This is a genomic window from Xanthomonas sp. AC360 (assembly GCF_979258225.1).
In genome coordinates, this window is sequence record NZ_OZ409846.1 from 2330376 (window position 1) to 2351360 (window position 20985).

Here is a 20985-nt window from a genome sequence, read left to right on the forward strand (position 1 = left end):
AGCTTTGAAATGTCTTGAGAGACATGATCTAGGTCGCTGTTTTCCAAAGAATTATCAAAAATCTAATAAAAGCAAGCAGAAGTGTGACGAAAAGCACTCTTATCTTCGCTTTCTGTCAAAAACTTGACGCCGGATTTGACGGCTGTTAACACTTCGCGCAGTTCTATGGTTGGGTAGCGTTCACTTTTTGACTATCCACGGTGCAGGCGCAAGCCGCCCATCGCCGCAAGGCCCATAGCGCGCACAACCACGGGGAATCGCGTGGCCGAAAGGCCTTCCGAGGGTGGGCGCTCGCCAAAAACCAGTCCCAACAACTCAGGAGTAGTGCGTCGATGAATCGGATTTATCGCAAGGTCTGGAACAAATCATTGGGTGTGTGGGCCGTGGCCTCGGAATTGGCCAGCGGTGACAGCACCGGAGCCGTTGCTCCAGCCTCGCTCATCGACCGCCGCCAAAGCCTGGCATTGGCCGCCGCCATCACCCTGGCGCTCGGCGGCGCCGGATTCGTCACGCCACTCCCCGCCAGCGCGCAATCGGTCGAAGTCGGCCGCGGTGCCTCCGCACCTGCCGCCAAGGCGACCGCCATCGGTGCCGGCAGCACGGCCAGCGCCACCGGCGCGGTCGCTACCGGTGCCGACAGCAGCGCCAGCGGTGTGAATAGCAGCGCGATTGGTCGCCAGACCAACGCCATCGGCGAAAACGCCGTGGCCATCGGCTACAACAGTTTTGTGCGCCAGGCTGGCGAAAACGGCGTGGCGCTGGGCGCCAATGCCGGCGTCACCGGTGCCAATTCGGTGGCGCTGGGTGCAGGCTCACGCACCCACGAAGACGACGTGGTGTCGGTCGGTAGCGGCAATGGTCGCGGCGGCCCGGCAACGCGTCGCATCACCAACGTCGGTGCCGGCATCAACGCCACCGATGCGGTCAACGTGGCGCAGCTGCGCGACGTGGCCGATGTGGCCGAAGACACTGCGCTGTTCTTCAAGGCAAGCCCGGGCGACGACAGCGTCGGCGCCTATGTCGATGGCAATAGCGCACTGGCCGCAGGCGATGCCGCCAATGCGATCGGTACCGCAACCACCGCGCTCGGCACCGGCGCCAATGCCACCGCCGAGAACGCGACGGCCGTGGGCGCCAATGCACTGGCCTCCGGCCAGAACAGCGCAGCGTTCGGCCATAACGCGCAGGCCAATGGCCCGGCCAGCGTGGCTGTGGGCGGCGCTGCGGTCAACGAAGATGGCCAGCCGTTGATCACCAATGGCGGTGTGCCGGTCACCACCGGTGCCACCAGCGCCGGCGTTGGCGGAACGGCGGTCGGCGCCAGCGCCAATGCCGACGGTTTCGCGGCGTCCTCGTTCGGCGTCGGCGCGTATGCCGCCGGTGCGCAGGCATCGGCATTCGGTGCAGTGGCCAACGCCGGTGGCGATTACGCCACTGCCGTCGGCACCCAGACCAGCGCCAGCGGCACCAGCAGCACGGCCGTGGGCGGCCCGGTGGATCTGATTCCCGGGCTGGGCTTCTTCGTGCAGACCCAGGCCAGCGGCGAAGCGTCCACTGCGCTCGGCGCCGGTGCGGTTGCATCGGGCACCTACACCACCGCTGTCGGCACGTTGAGCGAGGCGTCGGGCACCGAAGCCACGGCAGTGGGCTACTTCGCCTACGCACCGGGCGAAGGCGCAACCGCGGTCGGTCCGGAATCCTGGGCCAGCGGTGAGCTGAGCACGGCGCTGGGCTACTACAGCACCGCACGCGGCGCCAACTCGGTGGCGCTGGGCGCCAATTCGGTCGCCACGCGCGCCGACACCGTGTCGGTTGGCGCGGCCGGTGCAGAGCGTCAGATCACCAGCGTCGCTGCTGGTACCGAAGCCACCGATGCAGTGAATCTCGGCCAGCTCACCGCCGTCTCCGATGTCGCCGCCACCACCGCGCGCACGTTCGTCGCCACCGGTGAGGGCGCTGCAGTTGCCGAAGGCGTGGACAGCGTCGCGGCAGGGTCCAATGCATCCGCGCTTGCCGATTACAGCACTGCGCTGGGTTCCAGCAGCATTGCATCGGACATCAACACCACTGCCGTGGGCAGCGGTGCAGTGGCAAATTTCAACAACGCCACGGCGGTGGGTTTCAACAGCATCGCCAGCGACCGTTATGCCACTGCGCTGGGCGCAGACAGCACCGCGTCGGGCTTCTACGGCACCGCACTTGGCAGCACCAGCGTGGCCTTCGGCCGCGGTGCGACTGCGGTCGGTTTCGAAAGCATCGGCAACGGGCTTGAATCCACGGCGCTGGGGTTTGCCAGCGTGGCGTTCGGCGACACCAGCACCGCGATCGGTGCGGAAAGCACCGCGTATGGCACAGGCAGCGTGGCAGTTGGCATCACCTCGGCCGCAGGTGGCGATGCTTCGGTTGCCATCGGCGATACCGCCATCGTGCTGGGCAATGGTTCGGTTGCGGTGGGCGCAGCGACGAGTGTGTCGGCCGACAACAGCGTGGCGTTGGGTGCCAACTCGGTTGCCGACCGCGCTAACACGGTCTCGGTGGGCAGCGTGGATGGCCAGCGTCAGATCACCAATGTCGCTGCCGGTACCGAAGGCACCGATGCGGTGAATCTGGATCAGCTCAACGCAGTGGCCGGCACCGCCGAAACCACCGCGCGCCTGTATGCAGGCACCGGCGACGGCACTGCCGTCGCACAGGGCGAAGATGCAACGGCGGCCGGTTCCAATGCCACCGCCGAAGGCGATTACAGCAGCGCGTTCGGCGCCAGCAGCAATGCCACCGCGATCGGTGCAGTGGCCATCGGCAGCGGCGCCAACGCAACGGCGCAGTACGCCAATGCCGCCGGTTACAACGCAGCAGCCAGCGGCTTCGGCAGCGTGTCCAACGGCGCCTTCAGCCAGGCCAGCGGCGACTATGCCGTGGCCGTGGGTGGCGAGAGCGAAGCGGCCGGCGCGCAGAGCACCGCGCTCGGTGCAGCGGCAGGCGCCTATGGCGATGGCTCGCTGGCGGTCGGTGCGCTGAGCGAGGCACAGGGCAGCGAATCCACCGCGATGGGTTACTTCGCCAGCGCCAGCGGCGAATCGGCCACGGCAATCGGCGCAGAAAGCGTCGCCGACGGCACCACCGCTGCGGCGCTCGGCTTCGGCGCACAGGCGACGGCCAATTACGCCACCGCCGTCGGTGGGTATTCCACCGCGAGCGGCTTCAACAGCACCGCGTTGGGTAACTTCAGCACCGCCAGCGGCTCCAACACGGTCGCCGTGGGCAGCGACGCCACCGCCACTGGCGCCTACAGCGTTGCTGCCGGCCAGGGCAGTGTGGCCAGCGGTTACAACAGCGTGTCGGTCGGTGGCGCCTTGCTCGGCCTGTTGCCGACCGAAGCGTCCGGCGATTTCTCCACCGCCGTGGGTGGTGCCGCGTGGGCACCGGGCCTCAACAGCACCGCGTTGGGTAACTTTGCCGAATCCACCGGCGAAAGCAGCGTGGCATTGGGTGCCGATTCGGTCGCCGATCGCGACTTTGCGGTGTCGGTCGGCAGCGCCGGCAACGAGCGTCAGATCACCAACGTGGCGGCCGGCACCCAGGGCACCGATGCGGTGAATCTGGATCAGCTCAATGCGGTTGCCGAAGCCGGTGCAACCACCAGCAAGTATTTCCAGGCCAGCGGCAGCGACGACAGCGATGCCGGTGCGTACGTCGCAGGCGATAACGCATTGGCTGCAGGCGAGGGCGCCAACGCCACCGCCAACGGCACCACTGCATTGGGCGCAGGTGCACAGGCAGTGGCCGATGCAGCCACCGCAGTCGGCTTGAATGCGCTGGCGAGCGGCACCAGTGCCGCAGCGGTCGGCAGCAACGCGCAGGCGTTGGCCGAAAACAGCAGCGCATTCGGCAGCAATGCGCAGGCGAGCGCTATCGGCGCCACCGCAAATGGCGCTGGCGCGCAGGCAAGCTCCACCTACACCACCGCGCTCGGCAGCGAGGCAGTGGCATCGGACAACCAGGCCACCGCTGCGGGCTTCCGCAGTGCGGCGTCCAACGTCGGCAGCGCGGCATTTGGCGGCTACAGCGAATCCAGCGGCCGGCTGTCGTCGGCACTGGGTTACGGCGCGGTGGCGTCCAGCGATTACAGCACCGCCGTCGGTGCGGCATCGCTGGCCTCCGGCGCCAGCGCGGTGGCCGTGGGTGAGTTCAGCGAAGCCACCGGCGACGAAAGCGTTGCGGTCGGTGGCAGCACGTTCTTCGGCTTCATCCCGGCGCGTGCCTCGGGAACCGGCGCGGCCGCCTTCGGTGCGGGTGCGTGGGCAACCGCGGACTACACCACCGCGATCGGCTGGAATTCGTATGCGGACGGCACCAATGCCACCGCGTTGGGTCAGAGCGCTGCGGCGTTGGCCAACAACACGCTGGCACTGGGTGGTAACAGCCGCGCCGATGCGGTCGGCGCCAGCGTGATCGGCGTGGATGCGTCGGCCACCGGCATCAACAGCACCGGCGTCGGTCGTCAGGTCAATGTGATCGGCGAAAACGCGGTCTCGGTGGGCTACAACTCGTTCGTCCGTCAGAGCGCGGTCAACGGTGTGGCCCTGGGTGCCAACGCCGGCGCAACCGGTGCCGATTCGGTGGCATTGGGCTCGGGTTCGCGCACCTATGAAGCCGACACGGTGTCGATCGGTAGCGGCAATGGCCGCGGTGGTCCGGCGACGCGTCGCATCGTCAATGTCAGCGATGGCCAGACCGCGACTGATGCGGTCAACAAGGGTCAGCTGGATGCGGTGTCGGCCGATGTGCAGAACACCAGCAGCAAGTTCAAAACCACCGGCGATACCGTGGCCACCGCAACCGGCGAGCGCAGCACGGCTGCGGGCTCCGGTGCTGTTGCCACGGGTGCACGCAGTGTTGCCATCGCTTCCGGAAGCAGCGCGTCGGCGACCGGTGCCAGCGCGATGGGTGTGGACAGCAGCGCCAGCGGCGTGAACAGCACCGCGATGGGCCGTCAGACCAATTCCATCGGCGAAAATGGTGTGGCGCTGGGCTACAACTCCTTCGTGCGCGAAAGCGGCAGCAATGCGGTGGCCCTGGGTGCGAATGCTGGTGCCAGCGGTGCCGATTCGGTCGCCTTGGGCTCGGGCTCGCGCACCTACGACGCCAATACGGTGTCGGTGGGTAGCGGCAATGGTCGCGGTGGTCCGGCAACGCGTCGCATCGTCAACGTCAGCGACGGCCAGACCTCCAGCGATGCCGTCAACAAGGGGCAGCTGGATGCATTGGCGGCCGATGTGCAGACCACCAGCGGCATGGTCAAGACCACCGGCACCGGCGTAGCCGTGGCAACCGGTGATCGCGCGACCGCCGCAGGTGCGGGTGCCACTGCCAGTGGTGCACGCAGTGTCGCCATTGCTTCCGGCAGCAGCGCCACCGGCACTGGTGCCAGTGCGGTGGGCGTGGACAGCAGCGCCAGCGGCATGAACAGCACCGCCATGGGTCAACAGACCAATGCCATTGGCGAGAAGAGCGTGGCGCTGGGCTACAACTCCTTCGTCCGCCAGAGTGCGGTCAACAGCGTGGCGTTGGGCGCCAATGCCGGTGCAACCGGCGCCGATTCGGTGGCGTTGGGCTCGGGTTCGCGCACCTACGAGGCCAATACGGTGTCGGTGGGTAGCGGCAATGGCCGCGGTGGTCCGGCAACGCGTCGCATCGTCAACGTGGGCGCCGGCGCGATTGCCGATGCCAGCACCGATGCCATCAACGGCGGTCAGTTGTTCCAGTCGCTCAGCAATGCCGCCAGCTTCCTTGGTGGCGGTGCGGCGATCGGCGCGCAAGGCGTCTTCGTTGCGCCGACCTACGTGATTCAAGGCGCCAGCTACAACAACGTGGGCGCGGCATTGACCGCGCTGGACACCAAGGTCACCCAACTGGATGCACGTGGTGGCACTGCGGTTGCCAGCACCACGGCATCGCTGCGGACCGCCACGGTGCCGGCTGTCGCTGCACCTGCTGCTAGCGATGCGGCAAGCAACGTCAGCACCGCCACTGCGACTGCCGGCGTGCAAGGCACGCCGACGGCAGCGGTGGTCGGCAGCATCACGCCAGCGGCAACCTCGACGGCGGTGGGCACGGCGGCAGTGGCTAACCACGTCACCGGCACCGCGATTGGTGGCAGCGCTTACGCGCATGGCCCCAACGACACCGCCATCGGCAGCAATGCGCGCGTCAATGCCGACGGCAGTACGGCGGTCGGCGCCAACACGCAGATTGCAGCGGTGGCCACCAATGCGGTGGCGATGGGCGAGGGTGCGCAGGTCAGCGCCGCATCCGGTACCGCCATCGGCCAGGGCGCACGTGCCAGTGCACAGGGTGCGGTCGCGTTGGGTCAGGGCTCGGTCGCCGACCGCGCCAACACGGTGTCGGTGGGCAGTGTCGGCGGCGAGCGGCAGGTGGCCAATGTGGCGGCCGGTACGCGCGCGACCGATGCGGTGAACAAGGGCCAGTTGGATGGCGGTATTGCGACGGCCAACAGCTACACCGACAGCCGCTACAGCGCGATGGCCGACAGCTTCGAAAGCTATCAGGGCGATATCGAAGACCGTCTGCGTCGGCAGAACCGTCGTCTGGATCGTCAGGGCGCGATGAGCTCGGCGATGTTGAACATGTCCGCCAGCGTGGCCGGTATCGCCTCGCAGAACCGCGTCGGTGCCGGCGTCGGTTTCCAGAACGGCGAGTCGGCGTTGTCGGTGGGCTACCAGCGTGCGATCAGCCCGCGCGCCACGTTGACCGTGGGCGGTGCGCTGAGCGGCGACGACAGCTCGATCGGCGTGGGTGCCGGTTTCGGCTGGTAACGCTCAGCAACAGCGTACGCAGTTGCATCAAACGCGGCGGCGCCGATGTGCGCCGCCGCGGTAAGGCCTGAGGGGGCGGGCAAGGACCGTGGCTAGGCCAGCCAACGGATCCGCATGGAGTGATGGCCGTACCAGGAGCGATCGATCAACTGCCGCAGGCCGGCTCACGGCTGCGCGGCGTTGCCGACCCCGTTCCAAGCCTGATTCACGAAAAACACGAAGAGGATTTCACCGTGATCGACAAGACCTTCCGCCTCACCCCGCTGACCGGCGCCATCCTGATGATGGCCCTTGGTGCATCCGGCACCCTGGCAGCCGCACCGAAACTGCTGGTCAAGGAACCGACCCAGTCCGCTTCGGCCGGCGCCCAATTCAGTAGCCGCCTGATCGTGCGCTACAAGGACAACACTGCCGCTGCGACCGATCGCAGCAGCAAGCTCAATGCCGTGCAGGCCGCTGTCGGCCGCGTCGGCGCCAGTACCGGCGCACGTAGCAGCGCAGCCGCCGCCAAGGCGACGTATGTGCGCAAGCTCGGCATCGGCTCGGACCTGATCAAGCTGTCCAGCACGTTGACCGCCGCGCAGGTGGACAAGGTGGTGGTCGAGCTGAAGAACGATCCGTCGGTGGCCGACGTGCAGATCGATCGCATGCTGCGTCCGGTCGAGATCAAGAAAAGCGTTGCGGCCACCGATGTGAGCCCGCAGCTGGTTCCCAACGACCCGCTGTATGCGCAGTACCAGTGGCACCTGAGCAACCCCAACGGCGGTATCAATGCGCCGGCCGCATGGGATCTGTCGCAGGGCGCTGGCGTGGTGGTGGCAGTGCTGGACACCGGCATCCTGCCGGGCCATCCCGATTTTGCCGGCAACCTGCTGCAGGGCTATGACTTCATCAGCGATGCCGAAGTCTCGCGTCGTCCGACCGATGCCCGCGTCCCCGGTGCACTGGATTACGGCGACTGGGAAGAAGCCGACAACGTCTGCTACACCGGCTCGGTGGCGCAGGAAAGCTCCTGGCACGGCACCCATGTCTCGGGCACCGTGGCCGAAGCGACCAATAACGGCATCGGCATGGCTGGCGTCGCACCCAAGGCGTCCATCCTGCCGGTCCGCGTGCTCGGCCGTTGCGGCGGTTATACCTCCGACATCGCCGACGCCATCGTGTGGGCGTCCGGCGGCACGGTCGAAGGCGTCCCCGCCAACACCAACCCGGCCGAAGTGATCAACATGAGCCTGGGCGGCGGTGGGGCTTGCGATTCGGCCACCCAGCTGGCGATCAACGGTGCGGTGGCGCGCGGCACCACTGTCGTGGTCGCTGCCGGCAACGACGGCGATGACGCGGCCAACCATTCGCCGGCCAGCTGCAACAACACCGTCACCGTCGGTGCCACCCGCATCACCGGCGGCATCACTTACTACTCCAACTACGGCAGCAAGGTCGATTTGTCCGGCCCGGGCGGCGGTGGCAGTGTGGACGGCAATCCGGGCGGCTATATCTGGCAGGCCGGCTACGACGGTGCGACCACGCCGACCTCCGGTAGCTATAGCTACATGGGCATGGGCGGAACCTCGATGGCGTCCCCGCACGTGGCTGGCGTCGTGGCGCTGGTGCAGAGCGCGGCCATTGGTCTGGGCGACGGCCCGCTGACCCCGGCTGCCGTCGAAGCGTTGCTCAAGCAGACCAGCCGCCGTTTCCCGGTGACCCCGCCGGCCAGCACCCCGATCGGCAGCGGCATCGTCGACGCCAAGGCCGCACTGGAAGCGGTGTTGGTGGAACCGTGCGATCCGGCCACCGAGTCCTGCGCACCGACCGCCGTCGCGTTGACCAACAAGGCGCCTCTGACCGGCCTGAGCGGCACCTTCGGCAGCTCCACGCTGTACAGCTTCGAAGCCAAGGCCGGTGCGGTGCTGAGCTTCATGACCTACGGCGGTACCGGCGATGTGTCGGTGTACGTCAGCTATGAAGCCGAGCCCAGCGCCAGCAGTTTCGATGCCAAGTCGACGCGTCCGGGCAACAGCGAAACCGTCCGCTTCACTGCCCCCAAGGCAGGCACTTACTACATCAAGTTGGTGGGCGCATCCGATTACGCGAAGCTGACCCTCGTTGCACGACAGTAAGTGCTGAAATAGTGTGACCAATGCCCCCGGCTAATCACCGGGGGCATTGTTTTTCAGGACGATTCAGATGCGTGCGGTTGATCGTCGCGGCAAACTGCTACAGTCGGCGCCGAACCAGTGGAGACGAGTGTGAACGCGGTTGCCGTCGATCCAATTGAGCATCGAAGTGCGGAAACGCGCATCGTCGAAGCATTGCTTGAACGCCGTCGTCTGAAGGACTCCGACCTGCTGCGCGCGCGCCAGTTGCAGGCCGAATCCGGCATGGGCTTGCTGGCCCTGCTTGGCCGCCTGGGCCTGGTGTCCGAACGCGATCATGCAGAGACCTGCGCCGATGTGCTCGGCCTGCCGTTGGTGGATGCACGCCAACTCGGCGATACCCCGCCGGAAATGCTGCCCGACGTGCAGGGCTTGTCGCTGCGCTTTCTTAAACAATTTCATCTGTGCCCGGTGGGCGAACACGATGGCCGTCTGGATCTGTGGATCGCCGATCCATACGACGATTACGCCATCGATGCGGTGCGTCTTGCCACCGGCTGTGCATTGTTCCTGCAGGTGGGCCTGCGTTCGGAGATCGACGATCTGATCGAGCGCTGGTACGGCCAGGGTCGTAGTGCGATGGGCACCATCGTTGAAACCGCCGATGGCGATGCCAACAGCAGCGACGACATCGAAGCGCTGCGCGATCTGGCCTCCGAAGCGCCAGTGATTCGCCTGGTGAATCTGGTGATCCAGCACGCGGTGGAATTACGCGCCTCGGACATCCATATCGAACCGTTCGAAAGCCGCCTCAAGGTGCGCTACCGCGTCGATGGCGTGCTGGTGGAAGGCGAAAGCCCGCCGGCCAAACTCACCGCCGCGGTGATCAGCCGCATCAAGATCATGGCCAAGCTCAATATCGCCGAGCGCCGCCTGCCGCAGGACGGTCGCATCATGTTGCGCGTGCAGGGCAAGGAGCTGGATCTGCGCGTCAGCACCGTGCCCACCGCGCACGGCGAGAGCGTGGTGATGCGTCTGCTCGATCGCGAAACGGTGGTGTTCGACTTCTACAAGCTGGGCTTTACCGAAGACTTCCTGCCGCAGTTCCGCAAGGTGCTGGAGCAACCGCACGGCATCATGCTGGTCACCGGCCCCACCGGCTCGGGCAAGACCACCACGCTGTACACCGCGCTGAGCCAGCTCAATACCTCCGACGTCAAGATCATCACCGTCGAAGACCCGGTGGAATACCAGATCGAAGGCATCAACCAGATCCAGGCCAAACCGCAGATCGGGCTGGATTTTGCCAACGCGCTGCGCAGCATCGTGCGCCAGGATCCGGACATCATCATGATCGGCGAGATGCGCGATCTGGAAACCGCACGCATCGCGATCCAGTCCGCGCTCACCGGCCATCTGGTGCTGTCCACGCTGCACACCAACAACGCCGCCGGCGGCATCACCCGTCTGCTCGACATGGGCGTGGAGGATTATCTGCTCACCTCCACCATCAACGGTATTCTGGCGCAGCGCCTGGTGCGCAAACTCGACCTGGCCAACGCCGAGCGCTATCCGGCATCGCCGGAAGAAGTCGAACGCTTCAACCTGCGCCGGCTGCAGCCGGACGGCGAGATCTACCTGTACCGCCCGCGCGCCTCGGCCGCCGCGCCGACCGGTTACCTCGGCCGCACCACCATCGTCGAGTTCCTGGTCATGAACGACGAGTTGCGGCGCGCGGTGATGCGCCGCGCCGGGATGGGCGAGATCGAACAACTGGCCCGCAAGGCCGGCATGCGCACCATGTACGAAGACGGCCTGTCCAAGGCCTTGCGCGGCGAAACCACCATCGAAGAAGTCCTGCGCGTGACGGAGGATGCGTGATCGGTGAAGTGACCGGGTGGTCGGGACCGGGGACCCGGGACCGGGGACCCGGGAACAGCCAAGGCAAGTGCTTGGTCGTCGCTGTCGTATGCGCCGACCGACGTGCTGCTGGATTCCAGTGCTGCGGTACGCCGCTTTCCCCGGGTCCCCGGTCCCTGGTCCCCGGTCCCGGCCGTTCCTGATGCCCCTCTACCGCTACAAAGCGCTCGACGCCCACGGCGAAATGCTCGACGGCCAGATGGAAGCGGGCAGCGATGCCGAGGTGGCGCTGCGTCTGCAGGAGCAGGGCCATCTGCCGGTGGAAACGCGGCTGGCCACCGGCGAAAGCGATTCGCCATCGCTACGCATGCTGCTGCGCAAGAAACCGTTCGACAATGCCGCGCTGGTGCAATTCACCCAGCAGCTGGCCACCTTGATTGGGGCCGGGCAACCACTGGATCGCGCGTTGTCGATCCTGATGGATCTGCCGGAAGACGAAAAAAGCCGGCGCGTCATCGGCGACATCCGCGACACCGTGCGCGGCGGTGCGCCGCTGTCGTCTGCGTTGGAACGCCAGCATGGGCTGTTTTCCAAGCTGTACATCAACATGGTGCGTGCCGGCGAAGCCGGCGGCAGCATGCAGGACACCTTGCAACGGTTGGCCGATTACCTGGAGCGCAGCCGCGCGCTCAAGGGCAAGGTGATCAATGCGTTGATCTACCCGGCGATTCTGCTGGCGGTGGTCGGGTGCGCCTTGTTGTTTTTGCTGGGCTACGTGGTGCCGCAGTTCGCGCAGATGTACGAAAGCCTGGATGTCGCGCTGCCCTGGTTTACCCAGGCGGTGTTGAGCGTGGGCTTGCTGGTGCGCGACTGGTGGCTTGTGCTGATCGTGGTGCCGGGTGTGCTCGGGTTGTGGCTGGATCGCAAGCGTCGCAATGCCGCCTTCCGTGCAGCGCTGGACGAATGGTTGCTGCGCCAGAAAGTGGTCGGCAGCCTGATCGCGCGGCTGGAAACCGCACGGCTGACGCGCACCCTGGGCACCTTGTTGCGCAACGGCGTGCCATTGCTTGCCGCGATCGGCATCGCGCGCAACGTCATGTCCAATCTGGCGTTGGTCGAGGATGTCGCCAACGCTGCCGACGATGTCAAGAACGGGCATGGCCTGGCGATATCGCTGGCGCGCGGCAAGCGCTTTCCGCGATTGGCCCTGCAGATGATCCAGGTGGGCGAAGAATCCGGCGCGTTGGACACGATGTTGCTCAAGACCGCTGACACCTTCGAGCTGGAAACTGCACAAGCCATCGACCGTGCGCTGGCTGCATTGGTACCGCTGATCACGCTGGTCCTGGCCTCGGTGGTGGGGCTTGTCATCATTTCGGTACTGGTACCGCTGTATGACCTCACCAATGCGATCGGTTGAGCGCGCGAGCAACGCGACTGCGCAGCTGCAAGGCGAGCGCAAGCGGGACTCGGCATCGGCATGCATCGCTCGTACACTCCATTAACGGCACGCGGCGCTTTTCATTAGGCGGCGTCTTCACAACAACATTCCGGTGACCGCACGACACCTACGCGGGAACCAATGCAATGGCCGCCGTGTCATCTAGTGGCGGCAGCATCCTTCATCGACGTGCAAGGAAATCGTTCATGATCAAGCGTTCCATCACCCGTAGTCCGTCGCGCGCAGGCCAGGCCGGCATGAGCTTGCTGGAAATCATCATCGTCATCGTGCTGATCGGCGCGGTGCTCACCTTGGTCGGCAGCCGCGTGCTTGGTGGCGCCGATCGCGGCAAGGCCAATCTGGCCAAGTCGCAGATCCAGACCCTGGCCGGCAAGATCGAAAACTTTCAGCTCGACACCGGCAAGTTGCCGAGCAAGCTCGATGACCTGGTGACCCAGCCCGGCGGCAGCAGCGGCTGGCTGGGCCCGTACGCCAAGGCGGTGGAACTTAACGATCCGTGGGGTCACACCATCGAGTACCGCGCGCCGGGCGATGGCCAGCCGTTCGATCTGATCAGCCTGGGCAAGGATGGTCGCCCCGGCGGCAGCAGCTACGACTCGGACATCAAGTACCAATAAGTCCTCGCCATGCGCGTTGCGTGTCAGCCGTTGCGTCAACCGCATGGAGTCGGTCCTGGCCGTCCCCGCATGCGTGGCAGCTCGCTGCTCGAAATGCTGCTGGTCATCGCGTTGATCGCAATGGCCGGTGTGCTGGCCGCCGCCGCATTGAACGGTGGCATCGATGGCATGCGGCTGCGCACTGCCGGCAAGGCGATTGCCTCGCAACTGCGCTATACGCGCACCCAGGCGATTGCCACCGGCACCCCGCAACGCTTTCTGATCGACCCGCTGCAGCGCCGTTGGGAAGCGCCCGGTGGCCATCACGGCGACCTGCCGTCGTCGCTGCAGGTGCGCTTCACCGGCGCGCGTCAGGTGCAGTCGCGGGAAGATCAGGGCGCCATCCAGTTCTTCCCCGATGGGGCGTCCACGGGCGGTCGCATCGATCTGCAGGTCAAGGACGCGCGCTGGCGCGTGGACGTGGGCTGGATCACCGGCGAAGTGCGTTCGGGTCCGCTGCGGACGCCTGCGCCATGAAGCGGCAACGTGGTTACACCCTGATCGAGGTGATCGTCGCTTTTGCCTTGCTCGCCTTGGCATTGAGCCTGTTGCTGGGGTCGTTGTCCGGTGCGGCACGTCAGGTGCGCGCTGCCGATGACAGCACGCGTGCGACCTTGCACGCGCAATCGCTGCTGGCGTTGCAAGGCATGGACAAGCCGCTGGTGCCCGAGCAACAACAAGGCACGTTCGAAGCCGGGCATTTCCGTTGGTCGATGGATGTGCGTCCCTACGACGAACCGCGGCGTAATCCGCAGGCGCCGGTGGCCCCTGGCGCGCACAAACTGCTGCAACTGACCCTGGTGGTGCGTTGGGGCGAGGCGCCCAATCAAATGCTGCAATGGCGCACCTTGCGCCTGGTGTCTGCCACCGCACAGGACAGCGCGCTGTGATCCGTTCGCGCAGCGCCGGCTTCACCCTGATCGAAGTGCTGCTGGCCACCATGCTGTTGGTCGGCGGGCTGGCCTTGGCCTTCGCCACATTGCGCTCGGCCAGCGCGGTGAGTCAGCGCGGCGAGGCGATTGCCCAGCGCAGCGAGCGTGTGCGTGCGGTGGAAGAATTTTTGCGCCGTCGGTTGGCTGCTGCATTGCCGCTGGCGATGAGCATCGACCCGCAAAGCCAGCAACCGATGTTGTTTGTCGGCGAACCGCAGCGCATGCGCTTTGCCGCCGATGTGCCCGATTACCTGGGACGCGGTGGCCCGTATCTGCACGAGTTGTCGGTGGTCGGCGATGGCGAGCAACGCACCTTGCAGATTGCGTTGACCATGCTGCAATCGGGCAAGTCGATCGAAGAAGGCAGCAAATTGCCGCCGGAGCCGCTGGCGCAAGGCGTGCAGCAGGTGAGCTTTCGTTACCGTGGCATGGATCCGCAGAACGGCCGCCTGAGCGCCTGGTTGCCGCAGTGGGAATGGCACGACCGCCTGCCGCTGCTGGTGCGGATCGAGATCCGTAGTGGCGACGCTGCATGGCCGCCGCTGGTCGTGGCGTTGCCGCAATCCAGCAACCCCGGAGCGGGGCAATGAGCCGGATACGTGGCGCTGCCTTGGTGCTGGTGTTGTGGTTGATCGCCTTGCTCACCGCGATGATCGGCGCGTTTGCGCTCACCGCGCGCGTGGAAGCCTTGCAAGGCACTATGCTGCGCAGTGGCGCGCAGGCGCAGGAATACGCACGCGCTGGTCTGGAATACGCACTGTCCCGCTTGCAGAGCGCCGATACCCAGGCACGCTGGCGCGCAGATGGGCGACGGTATCGTTGGCAGATGGACGATGCCACGGTGGAGATCCGTATCACTGACGAAAGCGGCAAGGTGGATCTGAACATGGCCGAGCCGGCGCTGTTGGCCGGGCTGGTGCGTGCCGTGGGCGGCGAACAAGGCCGCGATACGCGCATTGCCGGTGCCATCGTCGATTGGCGCGATGGCGACTCGCTGAGCCAGCCCGGCGGTGGCGCAGAAGACCGCGATTACGCCGATGCCGGCTTGCCCTATGGCGCAAAGGACAGCCCGTTCGAAACGTTGGGCGAACTGCGCCTGGTGCTGGGCATGGACAGCGAGTTGTATCGCAAGTTGCTGCCCAACATCACCTTGTACAGCGGCCGCTCGCGGCCCGAAGCGCGTTTTGCACCCGGCCCGGTGTTGACTGCAATGGGCCTGGATGCGCGGCAACTGCTGGCCCAGCGTGACGCGCCGCTGGGTTTGCCGGGCAGCGAGGCGACGGTCGGTGGGTCTGACACTTATAGTATCGAGAGCCGGGCGCGACTGAGTCAGGGACGCGAGGCTGTGTTGCGCGCGGTCGTGTCGACAAGCGCGTCCGCAGTACCGGGATCGGCCTACACCGTGTTGCGTTGGGAAGAGGGAGCAGCAGTGCAATGACCGCATGGCGGGATACCTTGGGTCGTATCGGCGTACGCGCCATGCCGGGAGCCGGAGGCTTCTGGCGTTGGTGGCAGCAATCGCTGCTGGCGTGGCTGCCGCAGCGCTGGCAGTGGCAATTGGGCCTGTCGCAGGCGCGCTTGTTGTTGCAGCTCGATGGCGACACGTTGCAGTTGCTGCGTCAACGCGATCAGAGCCGTGAGGCGATCGCCAGCCTGCCTTGGCCGGTGCAGCCGCAGGAAGTCAATGGCGTGCTGCCGACTGCGCTGGATGGTCTGCCGCGGCATTGGCTGTTGCCGTCGGCGCATGCGTTGCGGCGGCCGTTGCGGCTGCCGGCAGCGGCCGCCGCGCGGTTGCAGGATGTAGCGCGTTTCGAAATCGACCGGCAAACCCCGTTCACCGCCGACCAGGTGTATTTCGACGCACGCGTGCTCGATGTGCGCGAAGACGGCCAGCTGGATGCGGAACTGGTCGTGGTGCCACGGCGCATGATCGATGGCCCGGCTGGCGTGCCCGATGCCTGGACCAACGCGCTGTCCGGCATCGATGTGGCCGATGCGCAGGGCGCCCCGTTGGGGGTGAACCTGCTGCCGCCGGCTCGCCGGCTGCGGCGTAGCGACCCGATGCAACGCTGGAACCTGCTGCTCACTGCCACCGCGGTGGTGTTGCTGGCTGTGGCCGGTTGGTTGCTGCTGGATAATCGCCGCCAGGCCGCCGACGATCTGCGCGCGCAGGTGCAGGCCAATGCCGCGCGCGCGCGCCAGGTGGCTGCCGAACGCCAGCAGCTGATGGATCTGGTCGAAGGCGCTACCTTCTTCCAGAAGCAACGCGCCACGCGCCCGACCTCGGTGGAAATCTGGGACGAGTTGAGCCGGCGTCTGCCGGGCGGCACCTATCTGGAAAAATTCTCGGTCGAAGGCGGGCAATTGCAGCTGATCGGTTTGAGCAACGAAGCCTCCTCGCTGGTGCGTCGCCTGGAAGGTTCGCCGCTATGGCGTACGCCGTCGCTGACCGGCGTGCTGCAGAGCGATGCCGGTCGCAACGTCGACCGTTTCACCATCACCGCCGAGCTGGCTGGCCCCGATGCGAAGGAGGCGGCCGATGCCACGCAGCGTTAAGCGCGATCGCTGGATCGCTTTGGGTCTGCTGCTGCTGGTACTCGGCGTGGCGTACCTAGTGCTGGTGCACCCGTGGTTCACCCAGCCGATGATCGCCATGCAGGACGAGCTGCAATCGCTGCGCGAGCGCGAGCTGCGCGTGCGCGTGCAATTGCAGCAGGCGCCGCAGGTCAGTCAGCGGCTGCGCCAGGCGCGGCAAACGCTGGAAAGTCGCCCGGGCTTTTTGCCGGAAACTTCCGCCGAGCTGGCCTCGGCCGGACTGGTGCAGCGGCTGGAACGCGCAGTGGTGGAAGCCAGCCCCGGCAACCGCAGCTGTGCCATCAGCAACCGCTCGCCCTTGCAGCCGGAGAGCAAGGACCGCTTCACCCGCGTGGCGGTGCAGGTGCGTCTGCGTTGCGGCACGCCGGAACTGGCTTCGGTGTTGTACAGCCTGGAAAACGGCACCCCGCGGCTGTTCGTGGACAACCTCAACGTGATGGCGCAGCGCTACCAACTCTCGCCCAACGAAAGCGGCAACGGCCTGGACATTGCGTTCGAACTGGCCGGCTATCTGCGGCCCGGCGCCAGCGCTGCGCCGTTGAACACCGATGCCGCGCCCGCCGCCGCAGCCGCCGCCGGGGAGGCCAGCAATGCGCCTTGACCTGATCGGGTTACGCACCTGGTTGCTGGCCACCGTGGTCGGCTGGGCGTTGCTGGTGTGCATCCTGGCAGTGGCTGGCTTAGGCAAGCGGGTGGAGTTGCTGCCGGACGACCCGGCACTGGTGCAGCGCCTGCCCACGCTACCGGCGCCTGCGCCGGAGCGGTTGGGCGCCTTCGAAAAATATTCGGAGATCGCCGCGCATCCCGCATTCGCCGAAGACCGCCTGCCGCATCCGTTCTTCCTGTCCGGCACTGACGGTAGCGGCACGGCCTCGACGGTGCGCCTGACCGGCGTGCTGCTGACCGAGAACTTCAAGATGGCCACGCTGACCCTGGACCCGCAGGATTCGGTGCGCGTGCAGCTGGGCGGCGACGCGGTCAAGGGCTGGCGCCTGCTGGCCCTGCAGCCACGCAGTGCCACCATCGAAGGCCCCGGCGGCACCCAGACGTTGGAGCTGCACGTGTTCAACGGCCAGGGCGGTCAACCGCCGACCGCCAATGCCGCCGCGCGTGGTGCGCCGGGCACGCTCCCGCCATTGCCGCCGGTGCCGCCGTCGCCCGATGCTGCCGCGGTCGCGCAACCGCAGCCGCAGCCTGCCACCCCGCCGGCGCAACAACCTGGCGGGCAAGCCCCGCCGACGGTGCCGCCGCAGCGCAGCGATGGCGCGCAGGAAGCTCCACGCCCCTCCGACGATCAGATGCGTGCCATCCGCGAACGTATCGAAGCCCGACGCCGCCAGCTGCAACAGCAGCGCCAGAGCGGCTCTACCCCCGGTCAGACCCAATGAGTGAACGCATGACGCCGCGCCTGTTTCCCGTGTCCCTGCTGATTGGCCTGTTGGCCGGTTGCGCCACCACCCCGCCACCGGACGTGCGCCGCGATGCGCGCCTGGACCCACAAGTCGGCGCTGCCGGCGCCACCCAGACCGTTGCCGACCAACGCGCCGACGGCAATGCCGCCACCAGCGCCAAGCCCAGCCCGGTGATCCGGCGCGGCAGCGGCACCATGATCAACCAGAGCGCCGCGGCGTCGCCGTCGCCCACGCTGGGCATGGCCAGCAGCGGCAGCGCCACCTTCAACTTCGAAGGCGAGTCGGTACAGGCGGTGGTCAAGGCAATCCTGGGCGACATGCTCGGCCAGAACTACGTCATCGCGCCCGGCGTGCAGGGCACCGTGACCCTGGCCACACCCAATCCGGTCTCGCCGGCGCAGGCCTTGAACCTGCTGGAAATGGTGCTGGGCTGGAACAACGCGCGCATGGTGTTCAGCGGTGGCCGCTACAACATCGTGCCGGCCGACCAGGCGCTGGCCGGCACCGTCGCGCCCAGCACCGCATCGCCGTCTGCCGCACGCGGGTTTGAAGTGCGCGTGGTGCCGTTGAAGTTCATTTCCGCCAGTGAAATGAAAAAGGTGCTGGAGCCGTATGCACGGCCCAACGCCATCGTCGGCACCGACAATGCACGCAACGTGATCACCCTTGGCGGCACCCGCGCCGAACTCGAAAACTACCTGCGCACCGTGCAGATCTTTGACGTTGACTGGTTGTCGGGCATGTCGGTGGGCGTGTTCCCGATCCAGTCCGGCAAGGCCGAAAAAGTCAGTGCCGATCTGGAAAAGGTCTTCGGCGAACAGAGCAAGACGCCCAGCGCCGGCATGTTCCGTTTCATGCCGCTGGAAAACGCCAATGCGGTGCTGGTGATCACTCCGCAGCCGCGCTATCTGGATCAGATCCAGCAGTGGCTGGACCGTATCGACAGCGCCGGCGGCGGCGTGCGCTTGTTCTCGTATGAATTGAAGTACATCAAGGCCAAGGATCTGGCCGATCGGTTGTCGGAAGTGTTCGGTGGGCGCGGTGGTGGCGGCGATTCCAACGCCTCGCTGGCGCCGGGTGCCGAGAGCAGCGTGCTCGGCGGCGCGCTGGGCAATCGCGACAGCAGCATGGGCGCCAGCTCCGGCATGACCGGAGGCAGCCTCGGCGAAAGCGGCGACAGCAGTGGCTCGGGCAGCAGTTTCGGTGGCAGCAGTGGAAGCAGTGGCGGCAGTGGTAGCAGCAGCGGTGGCCTGGGCAACGGCAGCTTGCAGCTCTCACCGCGCAGCAACGGCAACGGCGCAGTGACGCTGGAAGTGGAAGGCGACAAGGTCGGCGTGTCGGCTGTGGCCGAAACCAACACCTTGCTGGTGCGCTCCACGCCGCAATCGTGGGCGTCCATCCGCGACGTCATCGAAAAGCTCGACGTGATGCCGATGCAGGTGCATATCGAAGCGCAGGTGGCTGAGGTGAATTTGACCGGTGCGCTGCAGTACGGTGTGAACTGGTATTTCGAGAATGCGGTAAGCGTGCCAGTGGCATCCGGTGGGCCCGGCCTGCCACCTGCCTCAGGGCGCAATATCTGGGGCGACATTGCAGGAAGCATCACCAACAACGGTGTGGGTTGGACATTCCTGGGGAAAAATGCGGCTGCTGTCATCAGTGCGCTGGATCAGGTCACCAATATCCGCCTGCTGCAGACGCCATCGGTCTTTGTGCGCAACAACGCCGAAGCCACGCTCAATGTGGGGTCACGCATTCCGATTAACTCCACCTCGATCAACACCGGGCTTGGCAGCGACAGCAGTTTCTCGTCGGTGCAATACATCGATACCGGTGTGATCCTGAAAGTGCGTCCGCGCGTCACCAAGGACGGTATGGTGTTCCTGGATGTCGTGCAGGAAATCAGCACGCCTGGTCCACGCCCTGCAGCATGTACGGCGGCCACCACTACGACTGTCAACAGCGCGGCCTGTAACGTGGATATCAATACGCGTCGGGTCAAGACAGAAGCAGCGGTGCAGAGTGGCGACACCATGATGCTGGCCGGCCTGATCGATGACAGCACCAGCGACGGTAGTTCAGGGGTCCCGTTCCTCAGTAAGTTGCCGGTGGTCGGTGCCTTGTTTGGTCAGAAGACTCGGGACACCACCCGCCGCGAAGTCATCGTACTGATCACCCCGTCGATCGTGCGCAACCCGCAGGAAGCGCGCAATCTCACCGACGAGTACGGTCAGAAGTTCAAGGTCATGGAGCCGCTGAAACCCAGCCAGAAGCCGCAATGAGTGCGGCACTGCCCGTCGTGCTGGTGCCGGTCGGCACCGACGACGAGGCGCTGGATGCGTGCCTGGGCGCATTGGATGCGGCCACGCCTGCGGGCACGCGGGTGTGGCTGGCCGACGACGCGCAGGCCGGCCCGCGCGGCCGCGCGGTGATCGATCACTGGCTGGCGCGGACGCAGCTGCAGGCGCATCACACCCGCCGCCAGCGCATGCTCGGCGAGGTGGCGCATCTGGATGAAATGCTCGCCGCCTGCGGCGACGCCGACGTGGTGGTGCTGGGAGTGGATGCCTGCCCGCTGCCCGGTTGGTTGCGGCAGCTCACCGCGTGTTTTGCGCGCGATGCGGCGATTGCCACGGCCACGCCCTGGAGCAATGTGGGCGAAGCCTGCAGCTGGCCGCGGCTGGGCGAACTCAACCCACTGCCGGACGCGCCGGAGCGATTGGCCGCTGCCTGTGCGGCGATGCCGCCGCTGCATCCGGAGTTACCCTCGGCGGTCGGGCACGCGGTGCTGCTGCGGGGCGCCGCACGGCGCAAGGCCGGCGGGCTGGATGCCAGCAGTTATGGCTCCTGGTATGCCGCGCTGGTGGATTTGAGCCTACGCATGGGCGGGCTGGGGTGGCGCAACGTGTTGTGCGACACCGCCTTCGTCGCCTCGCCGCACGAAGGCCGCCCGGCCGATGGCGATATGGATGCACTGGCCACACGCTGGCCGGCCTGGCACGCGCGGCTGGCCAACTTTCTGATGCACGACCCGCTGCGTGCGCAACGCGACCAGTTAGGTCAGCTGCTCGCCGACCTGCCACCACCGGACCCGCAGCGCATGCTGTTCGACGCGTAGCGCAGCTGCCAAGTGGCATGC

14 protein-coding genes are annotated in these 20985 nt (G+C 66.3%); all 14 read left to right on the plus strand.

The features are described 5' to 3' along the window. Positions 1-332: 332 nt before the first annotated feature. The 14 genes from ACZZ0O_RS09960 (at position 333) to ACZZ0O_RS10025 (ending at position 20964) form a co-directional block, all read left to right on the plus strand. A complete protein-coding gene (locus ACZZ0O_RS09960) occupies positions 333-6836 on the plus strand; it encodes an ESPR-type extended signal peptide-containing protein (protein ID WP_463590685.1) in 6504 nt (2167 codons plus the stop codon). Positions 6837-7069: 233 nt separating this feature from the next. Further along, complete coding sequence (locus tag ACZZ0O_RS09965; RefSeq protein ID WP_323538866.1) at positions 7070-8953, plus strand: S8 family serine peptidase; 1884 nt, start codon at positions 7070-7072, stop codon at positions 8951-8953. 129 nt (positions 8954-9082) lie between these two features. Beyond that, a complete protein-coding gene (gene gspE, locus ACZZ0O_RS09970; protein ID WP_463590686.1) occupies positions 9083-10810 on the plus strand; it encodes a type II secretion system ATPase GspE in 1728 nt (575 codons plus the stop codon). 181 nt (positions 10811-10991) lie between these two features. Next, the gene (gene xpsF, locus ACZZ0O_RS09975; protein WP_104615779.1) at positions 10992-12209 is read left to right on the plus strand and encodes a type II secretion system protein XpsF; all 1218 of its coding nucleotides are present in this window, start codon (positions 10992-10994) and stop codon (positions 12207-12209) included. Positions 12210-12436: 227 nt separating this feature from the next. Then, a complete protein-coding gene (gene gspG, locus ACZZ0O_RS09980; protein WP_055850775.1) occupies positions 12437-12868 on the plus strand; it encodes a type II secretion system major pseudopilin GspG in 432 nt (143 codons plus the stop codon). 9 nt (positions 12869-12877) lie between these two features. Next, a complete protein-coding gene (gene xpsH / locus ACZZ0O_RS09985; RefSeq protein ID WP_463590687.1) occupies positions 12878-13384 on the plus strand; it encodes a type II secretion system protein XpsH in 507 nt (168 codons plus the stop codon). Then, positions 13381-13797 carry a type II secretion system protein XpsI gene (xpsI, locus tag ACZZ0O_RS09990; protein ID WP_463590688.1) on the plus strand — a complete coding sequence of 139 codons (417 nt, stop codon included), beginning with the start codon at positions 13381-13383 and terminating at the stop codon, positions 13795-13797. The genes xpsH and xpsI overlap by 4 nt, the downstream gene beginning before the upstream one ends. Beyond that, positions 13794-14429 (plus strand): type II secretion system protein J, encoded by a 636-nt coding sequence (locus tag ACZZ0O_RS09995; protein ID WP_115527069.1) that lies wholly within the window; start codon positions 13794-13796, stop codon positions 14427-14429. Before xpsI ends, ACZZ0O_RS09995 begins: the two co-directional genes overlap by 4 nt. Then, on the plus strand, positions 14426-15277 hold the full coding sequence (locus tag ACZZ0O_RS10000; protein WP_463590689.1) for a type II secretion system minor pseudopilin: 852 nt from the start codon (positions 14426-14428) through the stop codon (positions 15275-15277). The genes ACZZ0O_RS09995 and ACZZ0O_RS10000 overlap by 4 nt, the downstream gene beginning before the upstream one ends. Next, entirely contained in the window at positions 15274-16395 is a 1122-nt protein-coding gene (locus tag ACZZ0O_RS10005) for a PilN domain-containing protein (RefSeq protein WP_055850789.1), read from the plus strand. The genes ACZZ0O_RS10000 and ACZZ0O_RS10005 overlap by 4 nt, the downstream gene beginning before the upstream one ends. After that, positions 16379-17035, plus strand: coding sequence for a type II secretion system protein GspM (gspM, locus tag ACZZ0O_RS10010; RefSeq protein WP_463590690.1), 657 nt, complete (start codon positions 16379-16381; stop codon positions 17033-17035). The genes ACZZ0O_RS10005 and gspM overlap by 17 nt, the downstream gene beginning before the upstream one ends. After that, positions 17025-17822: a type II secretion system protein XpsN gene (xpsN, locus tag ACZZ0O_RS10015; RefSeq protein ID WP_463590691.1), complete on the plus strand. Its 798-nt coding sequence runs from the start codon at positions 17025-17027 to the stop codon at positions 17820-17822. The genes gspM and xpsN overlap by 11 nt, the downstream gene beginning before the upstream one ends. Continuing rightward, a complete protein-coding gene (gspD, locus tag ACZZ0O_RS10020; protein WP_463590692.1) occupies positions 17819-20128 on the plus strand; it encodes a type II secretion system secretin GspD in 2310 nt (769 codons plus the stop codon). The genes xpsN and gspD overlap by 4 nt, the downstream gene beginning before the upstream one ends. Beyond that, complete coding sequence (locus tag ACZZ0O_RS10025) at positions 20125-20964, plus strand: glycosyltransferase family 2 protein (RefSeq protein WP_323514306.1); 840 nt, start codon at positions 20125-20127, stop codon at positions 20962-20964. Before gspD ends, ACZZ0O_RS10025 begins: the two co-directional genes overlap by 4 nt. Positions 20965-20985 lie beyond the last annotated feature (21 nt).

Excerpts from the sequence above, each read along its gene's own strand:
- ACZZ0O_RS09960 (WP_463590685.1), top strand. The coding sequence starts at position 333 with ATGAATCGGATTTATCGCAAGGTCTGGAACAAATCATTGGGTGTGTGG.
- xpsI (WP_463590688.1), top strand. The coding sequence starts at position 13,381 with ATGAAGCGGCAACGTGGTTACACCCTGATCGAGGTGATCGTCGCTTTT.
- gspD (WP_463590692.1), top strand. The coding sequence starts at position 17,819 with ATGAGTGAACGCATGACGCCGCGCCTGTTTCCCGTGTCCCTGCTGATT.
- ACZZ0O_RS10005 (WP_055850789.1), top strand. The coding sequence starts at position 15,274 with ATGACCGCATGGCGGGATACCTTGGGTCGTATCGGCGTACGCGCCATG.
- xpsN (WP_463590691.1), top strand. The coding sequence starts at position 17,025 with ATGCGCCTTGACCTGATCGGGTTACGCACCTGGTTGCTGGCCACCGTG.
- gspG (WP_055850775.1), top strand. The coding sequence starts at position 12,437 with ATGATCAAGCGTTCCATCACCCGTAGTCCGTCGCGCGCAGGCCAGGCC.
- ACZZ0O_RS10025 (WP_323514306.1), top strand. The coding sequence starts at position 20,125 with ATGAGTGCGGCACTGCCCGTCGTGCTGGTGCCGGTCGGCACCGACGAC.
- xpsF (WP_104615779.1), top strand. The coding sequence starts at position 10,992 with ATGCCCCTCTACCGCTACAAAGCGCTCGACGCCCACGGCGAAATGCTC.
- gspM (WP_463590690.1), top strand. The coding sequence starts at position 16,379 with ATGCCACGCAGCGTTAAGCGCGATCGCTGGATCGCTTTGGGTCTGCTG.
- ACZZ0O_RS10000 (WP_463590689.1), top strand. The coding sequence starts at position 14,426 with ATGAGCCGGATACGTGGCGCTGCCTTGGTGCTGGTGTTGTGGTTGATC.
- xpsH (WP_463590687.1), top strand. The coding sequence starts at position 12,878 with ATGCGCGTTGCGTGTCAGCCGTTGCGTCAACCGCATGGAGTCGGTCCT.